This window comes from Streptomyces sp. NPDC059696, from assembly GCF_042733745.1.
Taxonomy (GTDB): domain Bacteria; phylum Actinomycetota; class Actinomycetes; order Streptomycetales; family Streptomycetaceae; genus Streptomyces.
Map to the genome: position 1 here is coordinate 125,273 of NZ_JBHWFG010000003.1, position 23,211 is coordinate 148,483.

18 protein-coding genes and 2 tRNA genes are annotated in these 23,211 nt (G+C 70.0%); 9 read left to right on the forward strand and 11 right to left on the reverse strand.

Annotation, left to right across the window (positions count from 1 at the left end; all coding sequences use genetic code 11):
* Nucleotides 1-18 precede the first annotated feature (18 nt).
* Together ACFV20_RS04360 and ACFV20_RS04365 are read left to right on the forward strand one after the other, a co-directional pair.
* Nucleotides 19-2,505, forward strand: coding sequence for a hypothetical protein (locus tag ACFV20_RS04360; protein ID WP_385652204.1), 2,487 nt, complete (start codon nucleotides 19-21; stop codon nucleotides 2,503-2,505).
* Between the two features lie 623 nt (nucleotides 2,506-3,128).
* Nucleotides 3,129-3,662 carry an NUDIX hydrolase gene (locus ACFV20_RS04365; protein ID WP_385652207.1) on the forward strand — a complete coding sequence of 178 codons (534 nt, stop codon included), beginning with the start codon at nucleotides 3,129-3,131 and terminating at the stop codon, nucleotides 3,660-3,662.
* On the opposite strand, the gene ACFV20_RS04370 is transcribed toward ACFV20_RS04365, so the two are convergent.
* Nucleotides 3,640-4,980 (reverse strand): hypothetical protein, encoded by a 1,341-nt coding sequence (locus ACFV20_RS04370; RefSeq protein ID WP_385652210.1) that lies wholly within the window; start codon nucleotides 4,978-4,980, stop codon nucleotides 3,640-3,642. The genes ACFV20_RS04365 and ACFV20_RS04370 overlap by 23 nt on opposite strands.
* Nucleotides 4,981-5,093: 113 nt before the next feature.
* Here ACFV20_RS04370 and ACFV20_RS04375 point away from each other — a divergent pair, with 113 nt between their 5' ends.
* The 3 genes from ACFV20_RS04375 (at nucleotide 5,094) to ACFV20_RS04385 (ending at nucleotide 6,890) form a co-directional block, all read left to right on the forward strand.
* Nucleotides 5,094-5,336, forward strand: coding sequence for a hypothetical protein (locus ACFV20_RS04375; RefSeq protein ID WP_086851077.1), 243 nt, complete (start codon nucleotides 5,094-5,096; stop codon nucleotides 5,334-5,336).
* A 203-nt stretch (nucleotides 5,337-5,539) separates the two neighbouring features.
* Nucleotides 5,540-5,983, forward strand: a complete 444-nt coding sequence (locus tag ACFV20_RS04380; protein ID WP_385652211.1) for a glycine-rich domain-containing protein — start codon at nucleotides 5,540-5,542, stop codon at nucleotides 5,981-5,983.
* Nucleotides 5,984-6,053: 70 nt separating this feature from the next.
* Nucleotides 6,054-6,890 (forward strand): protein kinase, encoded by an 837-nt coding sequence (locus ACFV20_RS04385; protein WP_385652213.1) that lies wholly within the window; start codon nucleotides 6,054-6,056, stop codon nucleotides 6,888-6,890.
* A 6-nt stretch (nucleotides 6,891-6,896) separates the two neighbouring features.
* On the opposite strand, the gene ACFV20_RS04390 is transcribed toward ACFV20_RS04385, so the two are convergent.
* Nucleotides 6,897-7,157 carry a GntR family transcriptional regulator gene (locus ACFV20_RS04390; RefSeq protein WP_385652216.1) on the reverse strand — a complete coding sequence of 87 codons (261 nt, stop codon included), beginning with the start codon at nucleotides 7,155-7,157 and terminating at the stop codon, nucleotides 6,897-6,899.
* A gap of 473 nt (nucleotides 7,158-7,630) precedes the next feature.
* Between ACFV20_RS04390 and ACFV20_RS04395 the strand changes: the two genes are divergently transcribed.
* Nucleotides 7,631-7,918, forward strand: coding sequence for a hypothetical protein (locus ACFV20_RS04395; RefSeq protein WP_385652219.1), 288 nt, complete (start codon nucleotides 7,631-7,633; stop codon nucleotides 7,916-7,918).
* Between the two features lie 75 nt (nucleotides 7,919-7,993).
* On the opposite strand, the gene ACFV20_RS04400 is transcribed toward ACFV20_RS04395, so the two are convergent.
* Both ACFV20_RS04400 and ACFV20_RS04405 read right to left on the reverse strand, forming a co-directional pair.
* A tRNA-Arg gene (locus tag ACFV20_RS04400) sits at nucleotides 7,994-8,066 on the reverse strand.
* Between the two features lie 282 nt (nucleotides 8,067-8,348).
* Nucleotides 8,349-8,439: transfer RNA gene (locus ACFV20_RS04405), tRNA-Ser, on the reverse strand.
* 183 nt (nucleotides 8,440-8,622) lie between these two features.
* On the opposite strand from ACFV20_RS04405, the gene ACFV20_RS04410 reads away from it, so the two are divergent.
* Complete coding sequence (locus ACFV20_RS04410; protein WP_385652221.1) at nucleotides 8,623-9,156, forward strand: SSI family serine proteinase inhibitor; 534 nt, start codon at nucleotides 8,623-8,625, stop codon at nucleotides 9,154-9,156.
* Nucleotides 9,157-9,472: 316 nt separating this feature from the next.
* Nucleotides 9,473-14,590 (forward strand): PAS domain-containing protein, encoded by a 5,118-nt coding sequence (locus ACFV20_RS04415; protein WP_385652223.1) that lies wholly within the window; start codon nucleotides 9,473-9,475, stop codon nucleotides 14,588-14,590.
* A 525-nt stretch (nucleotides 14,591-15,115) separates the two neighbouring features.
* Here the strand turns inward: ACFV20_RS04415 and ACFV20_RS04420 are convergent.
* Nucleotides 15,116-15,694, reverse strand: coding sequence for a TetR family transcriptional regulator (locus tag ACFV20_RS04420; RefSeq protein WP_385652225.1), 579 nt, complete (start codon nucleotides 15,692-15,694; stop codon nucleotides 15,116-15,118).
* Nucleotides 15,695-15,824: 130 nt separating this feature from the next.
* Here ACFV20_RS04420 and ACFV20_RS04425 point away from each other — a divergent pair, with 130 nt between their 5' ends.
* Nucleotides 15,825-17,024, forward strand: a complete 1,200-nt coding sequence (locus tag ACFV20_RS04425; protein WP_385652227.1) for an MFS transporter — start codon at nucleotides 15,825-15,827, stop codon at nucleotides 17,022-17,024.
* Nucleotides 17,025-17,088: 64 nt separating this feature from the next.
* Here ACFV20_RS04425 and ACFV20_RS04430 read toward each other — a convergent pair whose 3' ends face one another.
* From ACFV20_RS04430 to ACFV20_RS04455, 6 genes are all read right to left on the reverse strand, one after another.
* Complete coding sequence (locus ACFV20_RS04430; protein WP_385652228.1) at nucleotides 17,089-17,955, reverse strand: hypothetical protein; 867 nt, start codon at nucleotides 17,953-17,955, stop codon at nucleotides 17,089-17,091.
* Between the two features lie 213 nt (nucleotides 17,956-18,168).
* Nucleotides 18,169-19,848 carry a long-chain fatty acid--CoA ligase gene (locus ACFV20_RS04435; RefSeq protein WP_385652230.1) on the reverse strand — a complete coding sequence of 560 codons (1,680 nt, stop codon included), beginning with the start codon at nucleotides 19,846-19,848 and terminating at the stop codon, nucleotides 18,169-18,171.
* 126 nt (nucleotides 19,849-19,974) lie between these two features.
* Complete coding sequence (locus ACFV20_RS04440; protein WP_385652231.1) at nucleotides 19,975-20,535, reverse strand: SigE family RNA polymerase sigma factor; 561 nt, start codon at nucleotides 20,533-20,535, stop codon at nucleotides 19,975-19,977.
* Nucleotides 20,536-20,668: 133 nt separating this feature from the next.
* Complete coding sequence (locus ACFV20_RS04445; RefSeq protein ID WP_385652234.1) at nucleotides 20,669-21,841, reverse strand: lipid-transfer protein; 1,173 nt, start codon at nucleotides 21,839-21,841, stop codon at nucleotides 20,669-20,671.
* Complete coding sequence (locus tag ACFV20_RS04450) at nucleotides 21,838-22,221, reverse strand: MaoC family dehydratase (protein WP_385652236.1); 384 nt, start codon at nucleotides 22,219-22,221, stop codon at nucleotides 21,838-21,840. The genes ACFV20_RS04445 and ACFV20_RS04450 overlap by 4 nt, the downstream gene beginning before the upstream one ends.
* The gene (locus ACFV20_RS04455; RefSeq protein ID WP_385652239.1) at nucleotides 22,218-23,132 is read right to left on the reverse strand and encodes a bifunctional MaoC family dehydratase N-terminal/OB-fold nucleic acid binding domain-containing protein; all 915 of its coding nucleotides are present in this window, start codon (nucleotides 23,130-23,132) and stop codon (nucleotides 22,218-22,220) included. The genes ACFV20_RS04450 and ACFV20_RS04455 overlap by 4 nt, the downstream gene beginning before the upstream one ends.
* Nucleotides 23,133-23,211 lie beyond the last annotated feature (79 nt).

A 23,211-nucleotide genomic window follows, 5' to 3' on the forward strand; every position in this document is an offset into this window, starting at 1 on the left:
CGGAACTGGGATATTGCCATGCTGGATTCGTTTCTTACACCAGACGAGAAAAGGCTGCTCACCAGCACAGCAGAAGGGAAAGAAGCAGATTTCACACAGGACGGCACGAAAGGAAAAGCTACAATCCGAGCTGCCGTCGTGAGGGAGATGGCCCTGAACGAGACTGGACAAGTCAGGGAAGTCGGCATAAGGATCAAGAATGCCAAAGTAAAAGGCGTTCTTGACCTCCAGGGAGCAATCGTCAGACATCGCCTGCACATGACGGAATGCGACTTCGACGAGGGGATAGAAATTAGGAGTTGCACCATCAAGAGCCTGACACTATCAGGGTCTAATATTCCAGAGCTACGAGCTAACCGACTTCACTCACAAGGTGACATGGTACTCGGCGACAAGTTTCATTCCAATGGGCACGTGAGTCTAGCCAGGGCGCGCATTGACGGCGACCTGGACTGCAGGGGTAGCTATCTAGAACTCGGATTTGATGCACCAGGTGTTGAAGTAGCAAGTGATGTGCTCCTGGGAACGATCGAAGATAGGCGCTTCACAGCCATGGGGTCGGTGGACCTAACTGGGGCCCAGATTTCAGGCAATCTGAAATGCTCAGGCGGCGCATTCTCACAGGGGTTTGATGCCGCTGCTGCAACTATCTCCCGCAGCGTATGGCTAGATTCCTCGTCGAACGGCATGCCATTTGAGGCAAACGGCCCCGTGCGATTCACCGCCGCACACATTGACGGCGACTTTCAATGTAGCGGCGGGCGCTTTCGCGGCAGAATGGCTTCTCTGCAAGCAGCTCTCATAAAGGTTCGCGGAAGCGTTATTCTTGAGATTGCCGCACGGAGATACACTAGATTCATGGCGCTTGGATCGGTCGTCTTTATATCTGGCGAGATAGGAGCCGATTTTAATTGTCGCGGTGCGCTGATTGGAGGCGGCCTTTGGGCCGAGAGAATCACAATTAAGGGCTATGCGAGACTCGGGGTGCGATCCTCCGCCGATGGCGTCGCAAGATTCGAGTCTGTATCTGTAGTAGATCTAGATAAAGCACAAATTGGAGCAGATCTGGATTGTGATGGCGGCGCTTTCGGCGGACGGCCAATAGCCCTGCGCACGGATGGTGCAAAGATTTCTGGTCGACTTCGACTAAGCTGTGAGGCGAACCGCCGCTTCTCCGCTATCGGGTCCGTCCTCCTGCGGCGTACCGAAATTGGCCACGATCTACTATGTTCTGGGGCCATGTTCAACGGGGGGTTCAATGCCTCCAGAATGATCTTGAATGGCGACGCCAGTTTCGACGTTAACGCCGATCAGGGCAACCACCCCGTACGCTGCAGGGCAATAGGACCCTCAGCCTTCATTAACGCTTCAATTGGCGGAGTTTTGGATTGCCGTGGAGCGTACTTCGGCTCTGAATTGGACGCTCGCCGGGCAACCGTAAATGGAGGTGTGCATCTCGGTCTATGGGTCAGCACTGACCGCACCATTCGTTTTACCGCCTCGGGATTGGTGCAACTCATGCACATGCGGGTTGACGGCGAACTCGACTGCGAAGGAGGTCATTTTTCTGAAAGAGAAGTTGCACTATGCGCCGACGGTGCCGTAATTAGCCGCAGCGCATGGTTGAGCCCTCGGAATGGATATCCCTTTCAAGCTGCTGGCGCAGTGGACTTCGAAAATTGCCAGATAGGTAATAGCTTTTACTGCACCGGGGCGTTTATGGGTGAAGAGACCTCGCTTACTGCGGTAAAAATGCGCGTGTCGCACGTATTTGAGTGGAATCCCGGTGTTAAGACCTCAGGAGCTTTGCAGCTTGACGGGGCGACTGTAGGCCTCTTGCAGGATGCCGAGGCGCGATGGCCTTCGAAAGGAAAACTTCATCTTCTGGGTTTCTCGTACGACGGCTTTAGCGGAAGTTCGCCATCAGGCGCGAAGGAGCGCTGCCGATGGCTCGCCAAGCAAGGCTCATTCTACGCTCAAACGTATGACCAGCTGGCTCGGATGTACGGACGTACGGGGCACGATACTGAGGCCCGAAAAGTCCTGATCCGCAAAGAGACAGTCCGCTGGCTGCGTGGAAAAATGGGCATCTTTGGTAAGTTCCGCAGTTGGCTACTCGCGCTTACCGTCGGATATGGATATCTTCCCGTACTTGCGGCAGTGTGGCTTACTTTCTTCTATCTGGGGGGTGTAGCTCTATTCTCTATTAATGACAAGGGTATGCTTCCTACTCGCCCTCAACTTGTCGGTAGCTCCTCACAGAAGCCTTCTCCCAGCCACTGCACAAACAAGTATCCGTGTTTCAACCCTTGGGCTTACGCACTTGATGTTGTAGTCCCACTGGTCGATGTTCATCAAGCCGAGTATTGGCAACCCAAAGGAAACGTGAAACTCTCCACCGCATACCAGACTTACAATACGGTTGGCCCACTAATAGGATGGGGCCTTACCACCCTGGCGGTTGCAGGATTCACCGGAATTATCCGTACTGGCCGCAACGGCTGAACTCGCTGCCTTCCCAAGAAGGTACGAGGTGGTTACGCGGGCGTAGGATTGGTGCTGGTCGAGCCGGTCGCTTACCTCACCAAGCGGAGTCTAGGCCGACCGGAAGCCCACGAACTCACGCCCCCCCTTCTGGGGCCACAGGAATCAGGCCAAAGACGTCACGGAGATGCCTTGGGCTCGAAGTGCCTCAAATGCCTTCGGACAATGGCAGGGGATTACGCTTCAGCGCCCAGTCGAGCACCATGCCGGCAACCGTGTGCAGCTTGATGTTGGTGCTCTGGGAGACATTCCCGCAGCACTTCGAAGCCAGCCGCCGGCTCAAGCCTGCACACCACGGCCAGGACACCGACGGCCTGGTCAAGCAGCTGGGCCCACAGAGGCCGCGAACCGGCCGTTCGATCAGGTCAGCGCTACGACAGGCCCTCGGTGCCCGCAGCCTCCCAAAGCTGAGGTCTCGGTGAATCCCCCGCCGTCGCTCGTGATTCGTCCGCCTGCCGCTCAGTCCTGACCGGGATGGGGTCCTGGGCGACACATTTCGTCAAGGTGACGCGAAAAGAGGGGAACATGCACCCGGCTCCGGATCGGTCTGAGATCCTGGAGTCCGATCGAGAGGGGCCGCAGGTATGGAGTGGAAGACCCACGGTGAGCGACAGGTCTATACCAACCCTTGGGTAAATCTGTGTCTGGTCGACGTCCAACAGCCGGACGGACGTAGGTGGGAGTACCACGTCGTCCGCCTCCGGCACTTGGCCGTTGCTGCTGTGGTCAACGACCGCCAAGAGGTCCTGATGATGTGGCGGCACCGCTTCATCACGGACTCGTGGGCCTGGGAACTGCCCATGGGCCTGGTTGAGGAGGGCGAGACGCCGGAAGAAGCTGCTGCCCGCGAAGTCCTGGAAGAGACCGGCTGGCGCCCTGGCCCCATCAAGCCTCTGATCTATGCCGAGCCGGCGAACGGGATCACCGACTCGCAGCACCACGTCTTCCGCATCGCCGGCGCCACGTACTCCGGTCCTCCCACAGAGAAGAACGAGTCCGACCGCATCGAGTGGATCCCTCTCTCAGAGGTGCGCGGGATGATAGACCGCCGCGAGATCGTGAGTAGCGGTTCACTCGTGGGTCTGCTCTACCTGCTCATGGATGAAGCGATCCGCTGACTGGCGGGAGGAGTTCCCGTAGCCGTGCCTCGAAAGCAAGGGCTACGGGCTCCTGCCTGTGTGGGGCCAACTGGTCGTAGAACTCCCTGAGGTGTCCAGATACTCGCTCTGAAGCCACCGCCGACGCGGGCTCAAGGGCTTGCGTTGCGGTGTGGCACGCCTCGTCAAGCTTGCCCTGGTCCAGCTGCGTACGAGCCAGCCAAAACGAGTGGAACGCGCGGCCTCGCTGGTTCGTGTGGTGCTCCCGCCGCAGGGCATCGGCGATCAAAGGTTCGGCAGTCGCCGCTTCGCCCAGTCGGCCATGGGCAATGCCCGTGTCCACGATGAGCTTCGGCTCGTCGAAGTACGTCACCCATGAGGGGTCCGGATCACTCGCCCCGATCTGCTCGAATTGGCTGTGTGCTTCCCCGATCGCCCGGTGTGTGTCATCACGGTTGCCGAGTGTGGCATGGGCGAAGGCTTCCCGCATGGCCAGCATCGACATGACGCGCGGCGTGCTGCCGAGTGCTGATCGGGCCTGGTCCTGGGCTGCGGTCACGAGTGCCAACGAGTCCGCGGGCTTGTCCTGGTAGGTCGCCTGCAAGCTCATGCAGGCGAGGACGTTGGCCATGAACTGCCGGTCGTCGATCTCCTTCGCCAGTTGCAGGGCTTCGGTGAAGTAGGCGCGGGCCTGGTTGTACTGGCGGGCGTCGAAGTAGGTCCAGCCGGTGAGGCGTGCCAGCTCGGCCGCGATGCCGTACAGGCCGTTCTGGATCGACGGCGGTCGGCTCTCCTTCAGGAGTCCGACGACATAACGGAGCTGGCCGACGATGGCGGGCCGCAGGGCTTCGCCACCGTGCTGGTCGTCTCGTCGCCAATAGTCCTCGATGGAGGAGCGGAAGGCTTCAAGCGTCGCCGCGTTCAGGCTCGTTCGAGTGGCCAGTGCCAAGATGCTGTCCACCTCGGGACCTGGCAGAGACCCGGGGGCAGGCTGCTCGGCTTCCGGTATCTGGGGCGCTTCGCGCTCGTCGACCACCAGGGCCTGGGGCGTCTCCCAGGCTCGCCGGGCAAGCCCGAGCATGTCTCCTGGGATGCGCAAGCCGTCTGAGATTCGCTCGATGACGTCCATGTGCTGCAAGTGGCGTCGGCCTGCGATTACTTCGCCCACGCGGCTCGGCGTCAGATCACAACGCCGGGCGATCATCGACGGGTAGATCCCCGCCCTGACCTTCACCAGCCGGAAGACTTTGGCGAAGTCCCGGACCCGACACGCATCGATCATCTCGGGATCGGTGAGCAGCCTGGCCGGCAGTTCCTGCGGCCGGTCCGGGTCGGGCATCGGCAAGCTCCCACACTGCGAGGGCTACGCAACGTCGCTGGTTCTCTACTTCCGGCGATGTTACCCAAGTTGGGTAAGCAGCCTGACCTTTTAGAGACGGCCCTCCGATCGCGATGCTCCCTTGCATGGCGAGCAACCAGCAGACCAGACCAGGCATCGGTGAACTGGCGAAGGACACCGCCAAGGGACGTATCGGCATCGTCATGGGTGAGCTCGGCGGCCGAGTGCAGATACGGCCCATCGGTGGCGGCCGGGAATGGGATGCCATGCCGGACAAGGTGGTGCAGCCGAGTGCTCGGGAGGAACTGAGCGCCCGCTTGGCCATCAAGAACGGCAATAGCAGGGACGGCCTGTGATGCGCGCCATCGGCCGATACGCGGGAGTCCTCTTCATCATCTTGATCAGCGGGTCATGCGGCCTGGTGATCGGTATGGCTCTCGCTGTCGGCCAGTAGACCGGCCGCCCCGGACGGGGGCTCACTCCCGGTTCCCCCACCCCCGGACGGGGCGGCCTCCCAACCCGTAAGTGCCACGCTCCACTACCCAGAAGGAGTACTCGCATGACGGCAACGGCGAACGACCAGAGGACCGGCCGCGCGGTGGCTGGCGAGGAACTGTTCCAGAGCCTCGCCCACTTCGTGGTCGTCCACAACGGGCAGACACCCGAGCGTGCCGAGCGGATCGCGGACCAGGCGGTCGCCTTCGTGGTCACCGCAGCCACCGCGATCGTCCCCATGGTTCCGTCGGATGACGTGGACCTGGGTCTCCACGCGCTCATCCTGCACACGAAGGAGTACGACGAGCTGTGCGAGCGGTTCGCAGGCCGCTTCCTGCACCACAACCCGAAGCCCGGTGGTGGCGCCCGTGATCCGAAGCAGGTCGCCGCTTCGGCACGGGCCATGAAGACTGCGGGCTTCATGGTCTTCGACGACCTGTGGACCGTGGACGGCACGAACCTCGCCCAGTGCGACTCCGACTGCGGCCGCCCGTACGGCCAGGCATAGCACAAGACACCAGCGGCGCGGCCGGCCTCGACCTGAGGGTGGCCGCGTTCGCCCGGAAGGAGAAGAGACGTTGTCCGGCTCACCCTCTGAACTGCCGATCGTGGTCCTCGACGCCCTGATGCCCACGTCTCAGCGCCTGGTCCTGAACCGCCGGGGCTCCATGGTCTGGGAGGTGCAGAGCCATCGAGGTCACTACGCCGTCAAGGTCGGCTATCCGATCGCGGCTACGGCCGACTGGCCCGCCCAGCCCTGGACCGCCCTCGCGCCCGCACGCGAGGGTGCCGTGCTGCATCGCCTCGGATTCGACGACTTCGCGTACGGAGAATGGGAGCGCGGGACGTGGAACTTCCAGCCGTGGCATGAAGGGCCGGACCTGCACCAGCTGTGGGAGCCCTGCCGTAGGAAAGACCCGTCCATCGCACCGGACGCCCGTGTGGCGCTGGGTTGTGTCGAGGTCCTTGCCGAACTGCACGCCAAGGGCTGGGCCCACGGCGACGTACAGCCCGCCCACTTCATCGTCGGGCCGGAGCGGACGCATCTCATCGACCTGGCTCTAGCCCGAGGCGGACAAGTCCCGGAGGGGTACGACTTCCCGTTCCGCGGCTGCCTTGTCCACTACGAGGCACCGGAGATCGCGCGCAGCGTGCTCGCCACAGGGGAAGCCGAGCCCACGCCGGAAGCAGACATCTACGCCTTCGGTGCCTCGCTGCTCATCTCGGCCACCGGCTGGCGGGCTGTCGAGTACCCGGACGACGCTCCACGCCCCGTCCAGAGAAGGGCCGTAGCCAACGGCCGACGCCGCGCCGTCAAGGCGCCCGGTGAGCTGGGCGAGTTGATCGAGGCAATGCTCAGCCATGCTCCCGAAGACCGGCCGACCATCTACGAGGTGGCCAAAGCTCTGAGCTGAGTGCCGCTATGCCTTCTCCTCGGCATCGGCATTCCTTGGCCGCTCAGCGACGAACGACCCGAGGCCAGGCTCGGTATACGTCAGCCCTTCCTCCCGCAACGCGCGGAGCACCTTGTGCGCTGTCGCGTTGGCGATTCCGAACTCCGAGGTGAGCTGCACTACGGAGGGAACACGCGTACGCGGCGGATAGGTGCCATCCGCGATCCGGACGCGAACCACTTCGGCCACCTGCCGCCACCGAGGAATGTCAGGAACGAACTCAATCACCTCACCAGCATGCGCATGCTTGGACATCCGTGCGATACATGGAATACCTAGAACCCCTAGCATGCCTAGTATTCAGACGCTACGGTTGACCCATGCGAGAAACCCCGACGACGGTTGCAGCCGCCTCGGGGTACGGCCACCAGCTACATGGGAGCTGACGACATGACTGACCTTATCCACCGACTCTTCGACTGGGTGCGCGCTCTGGTGAAGGGCTCGGGCGGGCACCCACCTCTCTGGCCACCTGCGCCCGGCATGCTCGTAGGCCAAGCCCCGAGCATCACCCCACCACTCTCGCCGCACCGCAGCCCGTACGCCCAGGACGACGCACCGCTGGATGGCACGGCAACGAGCCCGGTACGCCCGTACCTGCTCGCTCATGAGCGACATCAGCATCGGCGCAGACTCGCCACGGCCGCCCTGGGTCAGCCGGTTTCCGGCCCCTACTGGGTCCACGGACTCGATGCCGCCTGATGACAACAGACGAACTCCGACTCCTCCCCGGGTCCGGGCCTGAAGGCAAGCACAGCTACCTGATCACCGATCATCACGGCGGACCGGCCTCCCGAGTCGCCGATGCCGCGGAGTCGATCCAACTCCACATGGGCAACCAACTCCTCAACCACGCCCTCGCCCTGCTCCCCGACGAACAACCCGGCGCTCTCCGCTACCTCGCCGAGCGTCTGACCGAGTCCTTGCGGGACGCTCTCCGTGTCGCCGAGAGCCGGGGCCGGCGACTGAACCATCCGGACCGGCCCTAGACGGCAGCCGCTCTTCACTGCTGCACGCCACGAAACGCCAGAGGCCCCGGATCTCTCCGGGGCCTCTGGTCTGTGTGCACTCGGCAGGATTCGAACCTGCAACCTTCTGATCCGTAGTCAGATGCTCTATCCGTTAAGCTACGAGTGCTTGTTCTGTTTTATCGCCGCTCCCGGGCCTTCCGGCTCGCTCGCGGCGACAGGAAGAACATTACATGACTGCCGCCGCCATGTGAAATCCGTTAGCCGCACCCCTTGTGACCTGCTGAAACAGCTCTCACGGGGCCTCTGGACCCGCGCGGCGTCCTCGGCCGGACGAGGTGGACGTGCCCGGGCTCGACCGTCGATGGGCATGCCCGCACGGAGAAGATGCGAAAAGGCATGAAAAAGCTCAGGGAGTCCGTACGTCGTGACGGACTCCCTGAGCTGGGTGCGGAGGCGGAGGGATTTGAACCCTCGATGGGCTTTAAGACCCAAACCGCATTAGCAGTGCGGCGCCATAGACCGGACTAGGCGACGCCTCCAGCATCACTCCCGCGCGAGCGCGAGCGGTGCGTGCCGATGATGACACAGTCGAGCGTGCTGTCACCAATCGACCCCCACGGTACTAGGCGGGAAGGGCGCAGGGCAAAGGCCTTGTCAGGCCCGTGCGGGCCCACTCGGGGGCCCGCACGCAACATCCCGCGCCGCGTCGCGTTAGACAGCGCATGTTGCGTGCCACTTCCCGGGCCACGGCCCGCCCCGCCCTGCGGCGCCTCCTCGTCGGTGCCGCCGCCTCCGTCGCCGCCGCCGGGTCACTGACCGCGGCGCCCCCGGCCGCGTACGCCCAGGCCGACGCCTACGCCCAGACCGACGCGACCGGCCTGCCGTCCCCGGCCGCCCGGCCCGGCGACGGCCCTGACCGCGATCACCTCACCGTCACCGTGCGCGGCGCCGGCGGCGGGGCCGACGGGACGTTCGAGCTGTACTGCGACCCCGACGGCGGCAGCCACCCCGACCCGGGCGGCGCCTGTGCCGCCCTGGAGCGGGACACACGCTGGGGGCAGGACGTCTTCGCACCCGCCCCGGAAGGCGGCTTCTGCACCATGCAGTACGGCGGCCCGGCCACCGCGCACGTCACCGGCACCTGGGCCGGGCGGCCCGTCGACGCCAGGTACGACCGTCGCGACGGGTGCCAGATCTCCCGGTGGGACCGGCTCGTGCCGCTGCTGCCGGACATGAGGGCCACGGGGAAGGGCTGACGCCGCCCCGGGGCCCGGGCCCCTTTGCGCCACACTCCGCCCTCATTCCGCCAGCTGGGGGCGGCTCGGCCGAAAGGTACAGAAACGCCGCTCTCGTAAAGGTCCCGCGAAGGTCCCGCGACGTCGTCGCAGGAGGGCGGGCGTTTCACGCTTACTCGGTCGTCAGTTCGGGGTCACTTTCGCGTGCGACCTCCTTCTCATCCGGCGTCGCGAGCGCAACCGCAGCCCTTAGACTCCCTCGCGTGACACGCCGCGGGACGGTTGGCAAGATGGCCCGAGCGGTCGGCAAGGTGCGGTAACAGGGAGGAAGCGTCTCGTGAGCAGCAGGCCATCCCGAGGCGCTGCTCGCCTCGCAGCCATACTGGACGCCCTCCCCGACGCGTTGGTACTGGTCAACGCCAACGGCACGGTCGTCAACGCCAACACCATCGCCCTGGAGGCCTTCGAGACCCCGGGCACCGCCCTGGTGGGGCGCGGGCTGCTCGATCTGCTGCCGCAGTTCGACTCCAAGCTCATCCCCGGCTCCATGCGCCGGCCGGAACACCTCGATCCGCACGCCCGGACCAAGCCGACCCGCATGATCGCGCGCAGGACCGACGGGACCGAGTTCCCCGTCGAGGTCACCAGTGCGAACCTCGAGAACGGGCAGCAGGCCTACGACGGTTACGGCTACACCGGCGACGAGCTGCTCATGCTCGTCGTACGCGACCTGTCCGGGACCGTGGACACCGAGGCGGAGCTCGCCCGCTCCCAGCGGCAGACCGAGATGATCCTGCGGGCTGCGGCCGAAGGCGTCGTCGGCACCGACACCGACGGGCGGATCGTGCTCGTCAACCCGGCCGCCGCCCAGATACTGGGTTTCCGGGCCAGCGACCTCGGCGGGCGCGAACTGCACAACCTCGTGCTGCACTCGCGCGCCGACGGCTCGCCCTTCCCCTACGAGGACTCACCGCTCGCGGACACCCTGCGCTCCGGGCGCAAGCACCGGGTGCGCGGGCAGGTGCTGTACGCCAAGGACGGCGGCAAGGTGCCGGTCGATCTGACGACCGCGCCCGTGCGGGACGGCGACCAGCTCGTCGGCGCCGTGATGACCTTCACCGACCGGCGGCCCTACGACGCCGTCGTCGAGGAGAAGGAGGCGGCGCGCAAGCGGCACGAGGAGGAGCTGGAGCGGATCGCCGAGGAGCACGCCTCCGAGCTCACCGCGCTGCGCCAGCAGCACGTCACCGAGCTGGAGGAGCTGACCGAGCGGCACGCCGAGGAACTCGCCGCCAACGAGGAGCGCTACGCCGCGCTCGGGGAGCGGGAGAAGGACCGGTTCGAGGCGCTCGCCGCCCGGCACGAGCAGCTGCTGACCCTCCTCGGCCGGTCGCTGCGCGGCCCGCTGGAGGAGCTGCGCCGCGAGCTGGCCGCGCTCGCCTCGGACGACGCCGGGCAGCTGTGGCCCGAGGCCAACCAGGTGCTGCACCATCTGTCGGCCGGCTACTCGCGCATCACGACACTGATCGACAACGTCCTCGGGTACCAGCGTCTCGACGCGGGCGGTGAGGGCATCGCCCGTACGAAGGTGATGCTGGACGCCGTCGTCGCCGCCGGGGTCGACGGGGCCGTCGAGCTGATCGGGCCCGGGCGGGTGCAGTTCGCGGTGCACGCGCCGCCCATCGAGGCCGAGGTCGATCCCCGGCTGCTCGCCACCGCCCTGGCGCATCTGGTCGCCGACGTGGCGGGGGTCGACGCGACCGGCAACACGCCCGTGTCGGCGGGCGGTTACCTGGACAACACCGTCGTGGTGGCGGCGGCCCAGCGCGGCGAGGTCGTCCGCATCGAGGTGCGCGGGCCGTACGCCGGTGGCGACACCGTGCACGAGCCCATCGTCCGCGGGATCGTCCGGGCCCACGGCGGTGTGCTGCAGACGCACGAGGTGCCGGGGATGAGCGGGAGCGCGTACGTCCTCGAAGTGCCGATCGGGGGCGGGGCCGGGGCGGTTGCCGCCCAGCAGGTGGGCCAGTCCGCCGCGCTCGCCGTCGTCGACCCGGCGGATCCCGCCGCCATGGACCCCGCGACCGTGAACCCCGCGGGGGTGGATCCCGCGGCCGTGGATCCCGCGGTCGTGGATCCCGCGGTCGCCGGTTCAGCCGAGCAGGGGTCCGGTGGGGGGCGGCGCCGGGCGCGCCGGGCCACCACCGACGCCTTCCTGGACGGGGACGTTCCGGGTGGTGAGGGTGACGGGGCCGGTGCTCCCGGAACGGACGGGGCCGCGCCCACCGGGCGGCGCAGGCGGCGGGCCGCCGGCGAGCCGGCCGCTCTTCCGGCGCAGGCGTCCGGTGAGGAGGCCGCCGCGGGAGCTGCGGCGGATGCTGCGACAGGTGGTGCGGCGGGTGCCGCGTCCGGTGGCACCGGGCGACGGCGGCGCGCGGCGGAGGAAGCCGGTGCCGGAGGCGTCGGCAGTGCCGTCCAAGGCGTCGCCGAGGGGGCGGTGGTGACGGCCGCCGAGCATGCGGCGGGGGCCGCCGCCTCGAACACCGGCCTCGGCGGAACCGTGCCGCCGCAGGGTGTACCCGCCCCGTCCGGACGGCGGGCCCGGCGCGAGCCGGGGGAGCAGGCGGCGCTGCCGCCGGCCCTGCCCGCGGCGTCGTCCGATGCCGAGTCCGCCGGTTCCGCCGATGCGGCGCAGGGGCAGGACCGGCAGCCGACCGGGCGCCGACGGCGTGCGCTGGCCGCCGCCAATGAGCGAGCGGCCGCCGCGCAGGAGGCGGCAGCGGCCGGGCCGCGCCCGGTGTTCGCCCTGCCGCCGGCCGGATCCGATCAGACTCCGTCCCCGGCCCAGCAGGAGGCCCCACCGGAGACCGGCCCCGGCCTGGCTCCGGCGCAGGGGCAGGTACCCGGGCAGGGACAGGTGCCCGGGCAGGGCCTGACTCCGGTGCGGGGGCAGGCACCCGGGCAGGGGCAGGTGCCCGCGCAGGGGCTGGGTTCGGCTCAGGGGCAGGTACCCGGGCAGGGCTTGGCTCCGGTGCAGGGGCACGTGCCGGTTCAAGGACAGGTGCCCGCGCAGGGCCTGACTCCGGTACAGGGACAGACGGCGGCCCAGGGGCAAGTGCCCGCGCAGGGCCTGACTCCGGCCCAGGGGCAGACGCCCGCGCAGGGGCAGGTGCCCGGGCAGGGTCCGGCTCCGGCTCAGGGGCACGTGCCGGTTCATGGGCAGCCGCAGCAGGTCGTGGCGGCCCCCGGGGCGGGCGTCGCCGGGGGCGGGGCGGTCGACGAGGGGCGGCACGACGCCGTTCCGCACGACCAGTCCGCCGATCACACTCCGCCGCAGCCGCATCCGACCAGTGCGCCGACCGGCCGTCGGCGACGGGCCGTCGCGGCGCCGCAGCCGGCCGAGGGTGCCGCAGCGCCGGTACCTGGAGCCGCCGAGCAGGCGGGTCCGGTGGCCGCCGGTTCCGTTCCCGCCGGTTCCGTTCCCGCGGGTCCGGGCGGGCCCGTACCGCCGGGTTCCCTGCCTGGCGCTGCCGTGCCGGCGGGGTCCATGCCTGCCGCAGCCGCGCAGGGTGTGGCCGCGCAGCAGGATGCCACCGGCCAGATCCCGCTGGGGCAGGCCGCTCACGCGCAGGGCGTTCCCTCACAGGACGGTGCCGTACCGGCGCAGGGTGTCGTCCCCCAGCCGCACGCGCCGCAGGGCGTGTCCGTACCCGCTCCGGGCGGGCTCGGGCAGAGTGTGCAGGCGGCCCTCCCCGGGCAGGTCCTGCAGCCCGCGGCCCCGGCCCAGCCCCTGCCGCAGCAGCCCGCTGCCGGTCGGCCGCTCCCCGCGGAGGCGGCTCCGGGGCAGACCGTCCCGCCCCAGGGCACGAACGCCCAGGGCATCCCGGCCGCTCAGGGAACCCCGGCGACCCAGGGCGTCCCGGCGGCGCAGGGAGTCCCGGCGGCGCAGGGAACTCCCCCTCAGGGGACTCCTGCCCACGGCACGAACGCCCAGGGCACGAACCCCCACGGCACGAACCCCCACGGCATCAACGCACACCCCATCAACGCCCCTGGCGCGCCCGCGCAGGGAGTTGCCTCCCGGGGGCCGCAGCAGAGCACCCCCGCACCGGGCACCCCGCTGCCGCCGGAGGGTGTGCCGCGGGCGGCACAACCGTTGCCCGCGGAGGCCGCCGCACCCGTCGATCCGAACTCGACGCAGGGGCGTGCGATCAGCGTGCGGACGCTGGGTCAGGGTGTGCCGTTCACCCGGCAGGCGGCCCAGGTCCAGCAGCCGTCGGCCGTGCCCGGCGCGCACCCCGGCGCACACCAGTCGGCCACGCCTCCCCCGCACCAGCCGGGTGGATCGGGCCGGCGCCGCAAGCTCGGCACGCCGCCCGACCCCGCGACGCGCACGGACCAGGCGGGCCGCCCGGAGCAGGGGCAGCCGCGTCCGGCGGAGCAGGGGCTCCGTCCGGAGCAGGTCGCGCGGCCGCGTGCGGCGGGTGAGCACACACCGCCGCCGGTCGCCGCGCAGGTGCCCGCCCCGGCCACCGCGCCCGTCCCGCCGCAGCCGTCCCTGGCCGGTCAGTCGCGCCTCGCGCAGATGACCGAGGGCGGCGGACGCTCGTACGCCATAGGCGCGCCGGACGAGAACGCCGCCGAGGGGCCCGAGCCGCTGGACGGGCCCGGCGGGGCCGTCGAGGTGGCCGATCCTCCGCGGCCGCAGCCGATGGACGACGAGCTGCCGCCCGAGCCCTTGGACAACCCGCGGCGGCTGCTGGTGTGGCCCGCCCCGGACGTCAGCACGCAGCAGGCGCTGAGCGACCGCGGCTACCGGCCGGTGATCGTGAACTCGCGCGAGGAGGTCGACGCGCAGATCGCGGCGTTCCCGGCCGCGCTGTTCGTCGACCCGCTGACCGGGCCGATCACGCGGACGGCGCTGCAGTCGTTGCGGCAGGCCGCGGTGGCCGCCGAGGTGCCCGTGCTGGTCACGGCCGGGCTCGGGCAGGCTTCGCGGGACGCGGCGTACGGTGCCGATCCGGCCGTGCTGCTGAAGGCGCTGGCGCCACGCGACAGCGAGCAGCACCCGCCGCGGGTCCTGCTGATCGAGGAGCACGCGGAGATCGCGCTGGCGCTGACGGCGACGCTGGAGCGGCGCGGGATGCAGGTCGCGCGGGCCGCGAGCGACGCGGACGCGGTGACGCTGGCGGGGCAGTTCCGGCCGAACCTGGTCGTGATGGACCTGCTGCAGGTACACCGGCGGCAGGAGGGATACGCCGGGATCGTCGACTGGCTGCGGGCGAATGGGCAGCTCAACCGCACCCCGCTGGTCGTCTACACCGCGGCCGTCGACCAGGCCGACCTGCCCCGGCTGGCCTCGGGGGAGACGGTGCTGTTCCTCGCGGAGCGCTCCACCAGCTCCGAGGTGCAGTCCAGGATCGTCGACCTGCTCAGCCGCATCGGCACCAACTAGGCACGAACCAGGACGGCCGTCGGGGCGTCGGACAGGCGGGCCGCCGTGGAGCCGGCCACCGCCCTCCCCGGTCCTGCGGCCGGGGGGCCGACGCGGTGGTGAAGGGGACGAGGGACGAGCCGGGCCGGCCGCCGCTGAGCCCGGCGGCGCGCCGTCGGCTCGACAGCCAGGCGGAGACGGACCGGCCGTGGGGAGCGCCTAGCGGGCCGTCAGGCGGCGGCCGCCTCCTTCACCGACGCGCACAGGCAGTTCCACCCGGAGACGGACCAGCCGTGGGGAACGCCTAGCGGGCCGTCAGGCGGCGGCCGCCTCCTTCACCGACGCGCACAGGCAGTTCCACCCGGAGACGGACCAGCCGTGGGGAGCGCCTGGCGGGCCGCCTCCTTCACCGACGCGCGCAGGCGGTTCCACCCGGAGACGGACCGGCCCTGGGGAGCGCCTAGCGGGCCGTCAGGCGGCGGGCCGCCTCCTTCACCGACGCGCGCAGGCGGTTCCACCCGGAGACGGACCAGCCGTGGGGAGCGCCTAGCGGGCCGTCAGGCGGCGGGCCGCCTCCTTCACCGACGCGCGCAGGCGGTCCCGGTCCGGCTCGTCCTCGCCGACCAGGATGCGCCGCATCTGCGGGACGACGGCGGTCCAGTTGGCCAGGGCGGTCAGCAGGAACAGCAGGTCGGCGGCCGGGATCGCGTCGGTGACCACGCCCCGCTGCTGGCCGTCGCGCAGGGCGGCGACCTTGCGGCGGTAGTGCTCCTGGCGGTCGGACTCGTGGGGCAGTTCGGTGCTGCCGTATTCCAGGCCCTCCCAGAAGAGCAGGCGCAGCAGCTCCGGGTGGGCGGCGTGGTAGTCCATGAGGCGGTCGACCCAGCCCTCGATGTCGTCCGGGTCGACGGGGACGGCCTCGGCGAGGTGGAGCATCTTCTTCTCGAGGACGATCGCGAACAGCTCCGCCTTGTTGCCGAAGTAGGCGTAGATGAGCTGCTTGTTGGCCTTCGCCTCGGCGGCGATGCGGTCGATGCGGGCGCCGGCGATGCCGTGCCGGGCGAACTCGGCGACCGCCGCCTCGAAGATCCGGGCCTTGGTGGCCTCGGGGTCCCTTGCTGCCATGGGGGAGAGGGTAGCGCGGACAGGTAACCAACTGTTTGGTTGACAGGGAATGGCGGGCCGCCCCAGACTGTTCCCCCACCAGCCAACCAACCAGTTAGTTGCTAGAGCCGACTCCAAGGAGTCCCTTCCCATGCCGTCAGCGACCACCACCGCCCCGCCGGCCACGGCCTCCGAGCGCCGGGCCCGGACGCCCGCCCCCGGCCTCTTCCTGACGCTGCTCGCCGTGTGCAGCGCGGTCACCGCCGCCAACATCTACCTCGCCGCGCCACTGCTCCCGCTCATGGCCCGTGACTTCGGCTCGGCGCCCTCGGCCATCGCCTGGATCGCCTCGGTCGCCCAGCTCGGCTACGCCGTCGGCCTGCTGTTCTTCGCCCCGCTCGGCGACCGTGCGAACCGGCGCCGGCTGGTCGCCGGGCTCACGCTGGTCACCGCGCTCTCGCTGGGTGCCGCCGCGGCCGCCCCGGGCGTCGCCGTCCTCGCGGTCGCGATGTTCGTCGCCTCGGCGGCCACCGTCATCCCCCAGCTGCTCGTCCCGCTGGTCGCCGAGCGGGCTCCCGCGCGGCGGCGTGCGCTGCATGTCGCGGTGGTCATCGCGGGCCTGTTCCTCGGCATCGTCGGGGCCCGGGTGCTGGGCGGGCTGGGCGGACAGGCCTTCGGCTGGCGCCAGGTGTTCGCCGGTGCCGCCGTGCTCACCCTCGTGCTGGGGCTCGCGACGGCGGTGGTCCTGCCGTCGCGGCGGCGCCGGGAAGGGCCGCTGTTCGCGGGGCTCGTCGCCCTGCCGTCGGTGCTGCGGAGCTCGCCGGAGCTGTGGCGGGCGTGTGTGCGGCAGGCCGGGATGTTCGGTGCGTGGAGCGCGCTGTGGACCTCGCTGGCGCTGTTGCTGACCGGGCCGGAGTACGGACTGTCCACCGCGACGGCCGGGCTGTTCGGGCTGTTCGGCCTGACCGCGAGTGCGGTGGCGCCGCTGGCGGGCGGGCTGGTGGACCGGTTCGGTGCGGCGCGGGTCGTGCGGTCCGCGTACGCGGTCGCGGCCGTGTCGGTGCCGTTGTTCTGGCTGGGCGGGCAGGTGCTGGGGGCGTTGTTCGCCGCGGCGATCGCCGTGCACGCGGCGCTGGTCGCCTCGCACGTGGCCAACCAGACCCTCGCCCTGACCGCGACCTCCACCCCCGCCACGGCCAACACCGCTTATGTGGTCGCCGGTTTCGCGGGCGGCGCGGCCGCCTCGGCCCTCGCGGGGGCCGCCTTCAGCCACGTCGGCTGGGGCGGGGTGTGCGCGGTGGCGGGCGTGTGGCTGCTGCTGGGGTGGGGGTTGACCTCCGTACGCCGGTGAGAGCGGTGGCTGCGGGCGCCCCCGCCGGCCGGGACCGGCATGCCCGGCGGACCCGGCCCGGACGTCAGGACGACGGCTGGGGTGGCACGCGGCCCGGCCGTTCGGACGTGGCCGAGCTGCGGGTGCCGATCGCGAACGTGGACGAGTCGACCGTCCCGATGTGGACGCCACCCTGGGGCGCCTCCGGCCTGGTCAGGAAGTCCCGCAGGGTCCGGCCCGTGGGGGCGACGTGCGGTGCGATGCCGACCAGGAAGGCGACGCCGAGCACCACGGCGGCCAGCTGCCCGGCGTAGCCGAGCAGCGCGGCCAGGGGCGGGACGGTGAACGTCAGGAAGGCCAGCGCGAAGAAGGCCGGGACGTGCTCCCGGTCCTCCTTGCGGCGTGCGGCCGCGCGTTCGTGGAAGTCGACATCCCCCTCGTCGTTGTGGTCCACGACCTTCCAGCCGGTGATGTCCCGGGCGGCGACGGAGAGCCGCAGCGTCACGGACCGGCCCCGCTCCAGGTGGCCGATGGTGAAGACGGCCTCGCTCGCGTCCTGTTCGAGGTCCGGGCGCCTGGTCACACCCATCTCGCGCTCGGGCTGCGACGTCGGCACCGCTTCGAGGATCCGGGCGTCCTGCGGGAAGCTGAAGCGCAGCCGCTCGTTCTTGACGACCCGGTTGCCGCTGTTCTCGAGCCGGAACTCGACCGCGCTCAGGCCCTCGATGGGAAAGTCGTCGAAGCTGAGCCGGAGCCGGCGGCGCATGGTGTCGTCGGCGGACACCATGGCGTTGCTGACCTCGGCGTCCCAGGAGAGCCGCCTGGTGGGTTCGCGGCGGAGCTTCATGCGCTCGATGGCGACGGTCCCCAGGATGCCGAGGACCACGCCCACGACGGCCACGACGAGGTTCTGCTGGAACTCGGACATCACGCTCTCGGCTGCCACCGTCACGGCAGGAGCCGCCCCCCACTGCATGTCGCTCCCCCGTCTCCCCGGGCCCGGTGCCCGGCCCCTCGATCCAACCAGAAGTGAGGGGCCGGGGCAGGTGGGTCGCCGGTCCCCGAGCCGGACAGGTGAGCCACCGGTCCCTGTGACGGGGCGCGCGAGTCGTCCGGCTCCGGGGCGCGAGTCGTCCGGCAGCGGGGCGGGGCGGTGCAGGGCGGATCAGCCGAGGGACGTGACGTCCAGCTCGCCTTCCGCGTATCGCCTGCGCAGCACCTTTTTGTCGAACTTGCCCACGCTCGTCTTCGGTACCGCCTCGATGACCGTCCAGCGCTCCGGGAGCTGCCACTTGGCGATGTGGCCCTCGTCGGCGAGGAAGGCGCGCAGGGTCTCGAAGGTGGCGGTGGAGCCCTCCTTGAGGACGACCGTGGCGAGGGGGCGCTCGCCCCACTTGACGTCGGGGACGGCGACCACGGCCGCCTCGGTGACGTCCGGGTGGGACATCAGCGCGTTCTCCAGTTCCACCGACGAGATCCACTCGCCGCCGGACTTGATGACGTCCTTGGCGCGGTCGGTGAGGGTGAGGAAGCCGTCGGCCGAGATGGTGCCGACGTCGCCCGTCTTGAGCCAGCCGTCCTCGCTGAACTTGTCGGCGGGGCGCAGCGGTTCGGCGTCGGGGCCGTTGTAGTAGGCACCCGCGATCCAGGCGCCGCGCACCTCCAGCTCGCCGGCGGACTCGCCGTCCCAGGGGAGGCGTTCGCCGCCGGGGCCGGTCAGGCGGGCCTCGACACCGGCCGGGAAGCGGCCCTGGGTGAGGCGGTAGGCGAACTCCTCCTCCGTGCCGACCACTCCGGCCGGCGGACGGGCGATCGTGCCGAGGGGGGACGTCTCCGTCATGCCCCAGGCGTGGCAGACCCGCATGCCCAGCTTGTCGAAGGCCTCCATCAGCGAGGGCGGACAGGCCGAGCCGCCGATGGTGACCTGGCCGAGGGAGGAGACGTCCCGGGGGTTCGCCGTCAGTTCGGCGAGCAGGCCCTGCCAGATGGTGGGGACGGCGGCCGCGTGCGTGGGCTTCTCGCTCTCGATCATCGCGGCGAGGGGGGCCGGCTGGAGGAAGCGGTCCGGCATCAGCATGTTCACGCCGGTCATGAACGTGGCGTGCGGCAGGCCCCAGGCGTTCACGTGGAACTGGGGGACGACGACCAGCGAGGTGTCCTGGTCGGTCAGGCCCATGGACTGGGCCATGTTGACCTGCATGGAGTGCAGGTAGATGGAGCGGTGGCTGTAGACCACGCCCTTGGGGTCGCCGGTGGTGCCGGAGGTGTAGCACATGGCGGCGGCCTGGCGTTCGTCCAGCTCGGGCCAGTCGTACGAGGTCGGCTTGCCGGCGATCAGGTCCTCGTACTCGTGGACGCGGACGGCCGCGCCGTCGAGGAGGGAGCGGTCCCCGGGGCCGGTGACGACCACGTGCTCGACCGGCTTCAGGTGCGGCAGCAGCGGGGCGAGCAGGGGGAGCAGGGAGCCGTTGACGATGATCACGCGGTCGGCGGCGTGGTGGACGATCCAGGCCAGCTGCTCCGGCGGGAGGCGCAGGTTCAGGGTGTGCAGGATCGCGCCCATGGACGGGATCGCGAAGTAGGCCTCGACATGTTCCGCGTTGTTCCAGGCCAGGGTCGCGACGCGCTCGTCGGCGGTGACGCCCAGGTCCTCCCGCAGCGCGTGGGCCAGCTGGGCCGCGCGGGCGCCGATCTCGGCGAAGGAGCGGCGGTGCGGCTCGTCCTCACCGGTCCAGGTGGTCACCTGTGAGGTCCCGTGGATCGTCGACCCGTGGGTCAGGATCCTCGAGATCAGCAGCGGTACGTCCTGCATGGTGCTCAGCACGGCGTCCTCCCGGGGCGGCATTGCCTACGCGGTGGTAAAGGTTGCGCTGATTCTGCGCACATACCGCGTGGTATGTCACTAGGACCGGGTGATCGATCAGATCACGCCATGCCGGAGGGAGGGCTCACAAGCGGGCCCCGGGCCGCCTCACCGGCGGACAAGTCCCAGCTCAGCGTCCTCGCGGAGCTTGCCGATCGCCCGGGAGACGGCCGACTTCACCGTGCCCACCGAAACGCCGAGCACCTCGGCCGTCTGCACCTCGCTGAGGTCCTCGTAGTACCTGAGGACGACCATGGCCCGCTGCCGCGCGGGCAGCCGCATGATCGCCCGCCACATCGCGTCACGCAGCGCCTGCTGCTCGGCCGGGTCGTCACCGCCGGGCACCGGTTCCGGCTCGGGCAGCTCCTCGCAGGCGAACTCGTCCACCTTGCGCTTGCGCCACTGCGAGGTCCGGGTGTTCAGCAACGCCCGGCGCACGTAGCCGTCGAGGGCCCGGTGGTCCTCGATGCGCTCCCAGGCGACGTATGTCTTGGTGAGGGCGGTCTGCAGCAGGTCTTCCGCGTCGCTCGGGTTGCCGGTGAGCGAGCGGGCGGTACGCAGCAGCACCGGCTGGCGGGCCCTGACGTACGACGAGAAGGACGGGTAGGGAAGGGTCTGCGCCGCTGGTCCGGCCGCCTTCGAAGCGCTCGTGCAGACGAGTGTGGTCATGGCTCAACGCTATGAGCGGCGACCCCGCGGGCGGATCGGCCGCAGGTCCCGAAGCGGTGTCCCCCTCAGGTTGTACGGGTAGGGCCCACCGCACCTCCTGTAGGTGGAGCGCGGGGCCCGCGGTCCTGCGGGTTCACCCCTGGGGGCCGGCGGTCAGCACGAGTCCCGACGTGGGCACACCCGTCCCCGCCGTCACCAGGACCCGCTCCGCCCCCGGCACCTGGTTGACGGCCGTGCCCCTGATCTGCCGTACGGCCTCGGCGATGCCGTTCATGCCGTGCAGGTACGCCTCCCCGAGCTGTCCGCCGTGCGTGTTGAGGGGCAGGCGCTCCTCGGCCACGAAGTCCGCCGCCTCGCCGCGGCCGCAGAAGCCGAACTCCTCCAGCTGCATCAGCACGAACGGCGTGAAGTGGTCGTAGAGGATGCCCACGTCGATGTCGGCCGGGGAGAGCCCGGTGGTGCGCCACAGCTGCCGGGCGACGACCCCGGCCTCGGGCAGGCCGGTCAGGTCGTCGCGGTAGAAGCTCGTCATCTGCTCCTGGTCGCGGCCGGCGCCCTGGGCGGCGGCCGCGATCACGGCGGGCGGGTGGGGCAGGTCGCGGGCGCGTTCGACGGAGGTGACGACGAGGGCCTGGCCGCCGTCGGTCTCCTGGCAGCAGTCCAGCAGCCGCAGCGGTTCGACGATCCAGCGCGAGGCGGCGTGGTCGGCCAGGGTGATGGGCCGGCCGTGGAAGTGGGCCGCCGGGTTGGTCGCCGCGTGCTTGCGGTCCACGACCGCCACGTGCCCGAAGGCCTGCGGGGTCAGCCCGTGGGCGTGCAGGTAGCGCTGGGCGGTCATCGCCACCCAGGAGGCCGGGGTGAGCAGGCCGAACGGCAGCGACCAGCCGAGGGCGGCCCCTTCCGCCGAGGGCTCCCGGTGCCGCACCCCGGAGCCGAAGCGGCGGCCGGAGCGCTCGTTGAACGCCCGGTAGCAGACGACCACCTCGGCCACGCCTGCGGCGATCGCCAGGGCGGCCTGCTGGACGGTGGCGCAGGCCGCGCCGCCGCCGTAGTGGATCCGGGAGAAGAAGGAGAGCTCCCCGATGCCGGCCGCCCGGGCGACGGTGATCTCGGGGCTGGTGTCCATGGTGAAGGTGACCATGCCGTCGACGTCGGCCGGGGTCAGCCCGGCGTCCGCGACGGCCGCCCGGACCGCCTCGGCGGCGAGGCGCAGTTCGCTGCGGCCGGAGTCCTTGGAGAACTCGGTGGCCCCGACACCGACGACGGCCGCGCGCCCGCCGAGACCGTCCCGCCCCTCGCGGCTCATGGCGAAACGCTCACGGTCACGGTGCCGGTGACGTGCCGGCCGAGGCGGTTCGCGCCGACGATCCGCACGGTCGCCGTGTCGCCGTCGACCTCCTCGACGGTGCCGGTCAGCACCATCGTGTCGCCGGGGTGGTTGGGCGCGCCGAGCCGGATGGCGACCCGGCGCAGCCGTGCCCGGGGGCCGAAGTGGTCGGTGATGTAGCGGCCGACCAGGCCGTTGGTCGTCAGGATGTTCATGAAGATGTCCGGGGAACCCTTCTGCCGGGCGAGCTCCGGGTCGTGGTGGACGTCCTGGTAGTCGCGGGAGGCGATCGCCCCGGCGACGATCAGGGTGCGGGTGATCGGGATCTCCAGGGGCGGGAGCCGGTCGCCGGGCCTCACGGCGCCACCCCCTGGAAGACGGGCAGCACCAGTTCGTCGTCGTAGCGCCGGAACTCCAGCCGCACCGGCATGCCGATGCGCACCTTGTCGCAGGGGACCCCGACCACGTTGCTGACGATCCGCACGCCCTCGGCGAGCTCGATCAGGCCGACCGCGTAGGGCGGTTCGAAGGCCGGGAAGGGCGGGTGGTGCATGACGACGTACGAGTACACCGTGCCCTCGCCGCTCGCCGTGACGGTGTCCCAGTCCGGGCAGCCGCACGCGGCGCAGCCCGGCAGCCAGGGGAAGCGCAGGCCGGAGCAGGCGGTGCAGCGCTGGATGAGCAGTTCACGGCGGGCCACGCCCTCCCAGAAGCCGGCGTTGTCCCGGTTGACGACGGGCCGGGGGCGGCGTTCGGCCGGGGCCGGGGGCCGGGGTGCGGGGGCGTACTTGAGGATGCGGAAGCGGTGGGTGCCGGCGAGTTCGCCGCCCGCGCGGACGTCGGTGCGGGTCGTGACGAAGTAACCCGCCCCGAGTTTCGTGGTCTTGCGGCCGGACACCGACTCGATCACCGAGTCGAAGGTGATCTCGTCGCCCGGGCGCAGCGGGCGCAGGTACTCCTGTTCGCAGTCGGTGGCGACGACCGCGTGGTGGCCCGACGCGTCGAGCAGGGTGAGGAGTTCGTCGTAGGCGGCCGTACGTTCCGGGCGGGAGGTGAGGCCGGCCATGGTCCACGCCTGGAGCATGGTGGGCGGCGCGACGGCGTCCGGTCCCCGGTACGCGGGGCTGGTGTCGCCCATGGCCTCGCACCAGTGCCTGATCATCGGCTCGTTGACGGGGTCGCGGCCGGCCCCGGTGGCGGCGGCCGGCCGGCCCTCGTAGGCCTTCAGACGCGCCTCGAACTCCTCGTCGACCTCCGGCTCACCCTTCACAGTTTCTGACTGTCCGTCAGGTACGGTGCTCCGTCAAGGTCCCCGTGGGCCCGAGCACAACGGGGAAACGCCCGGGCGG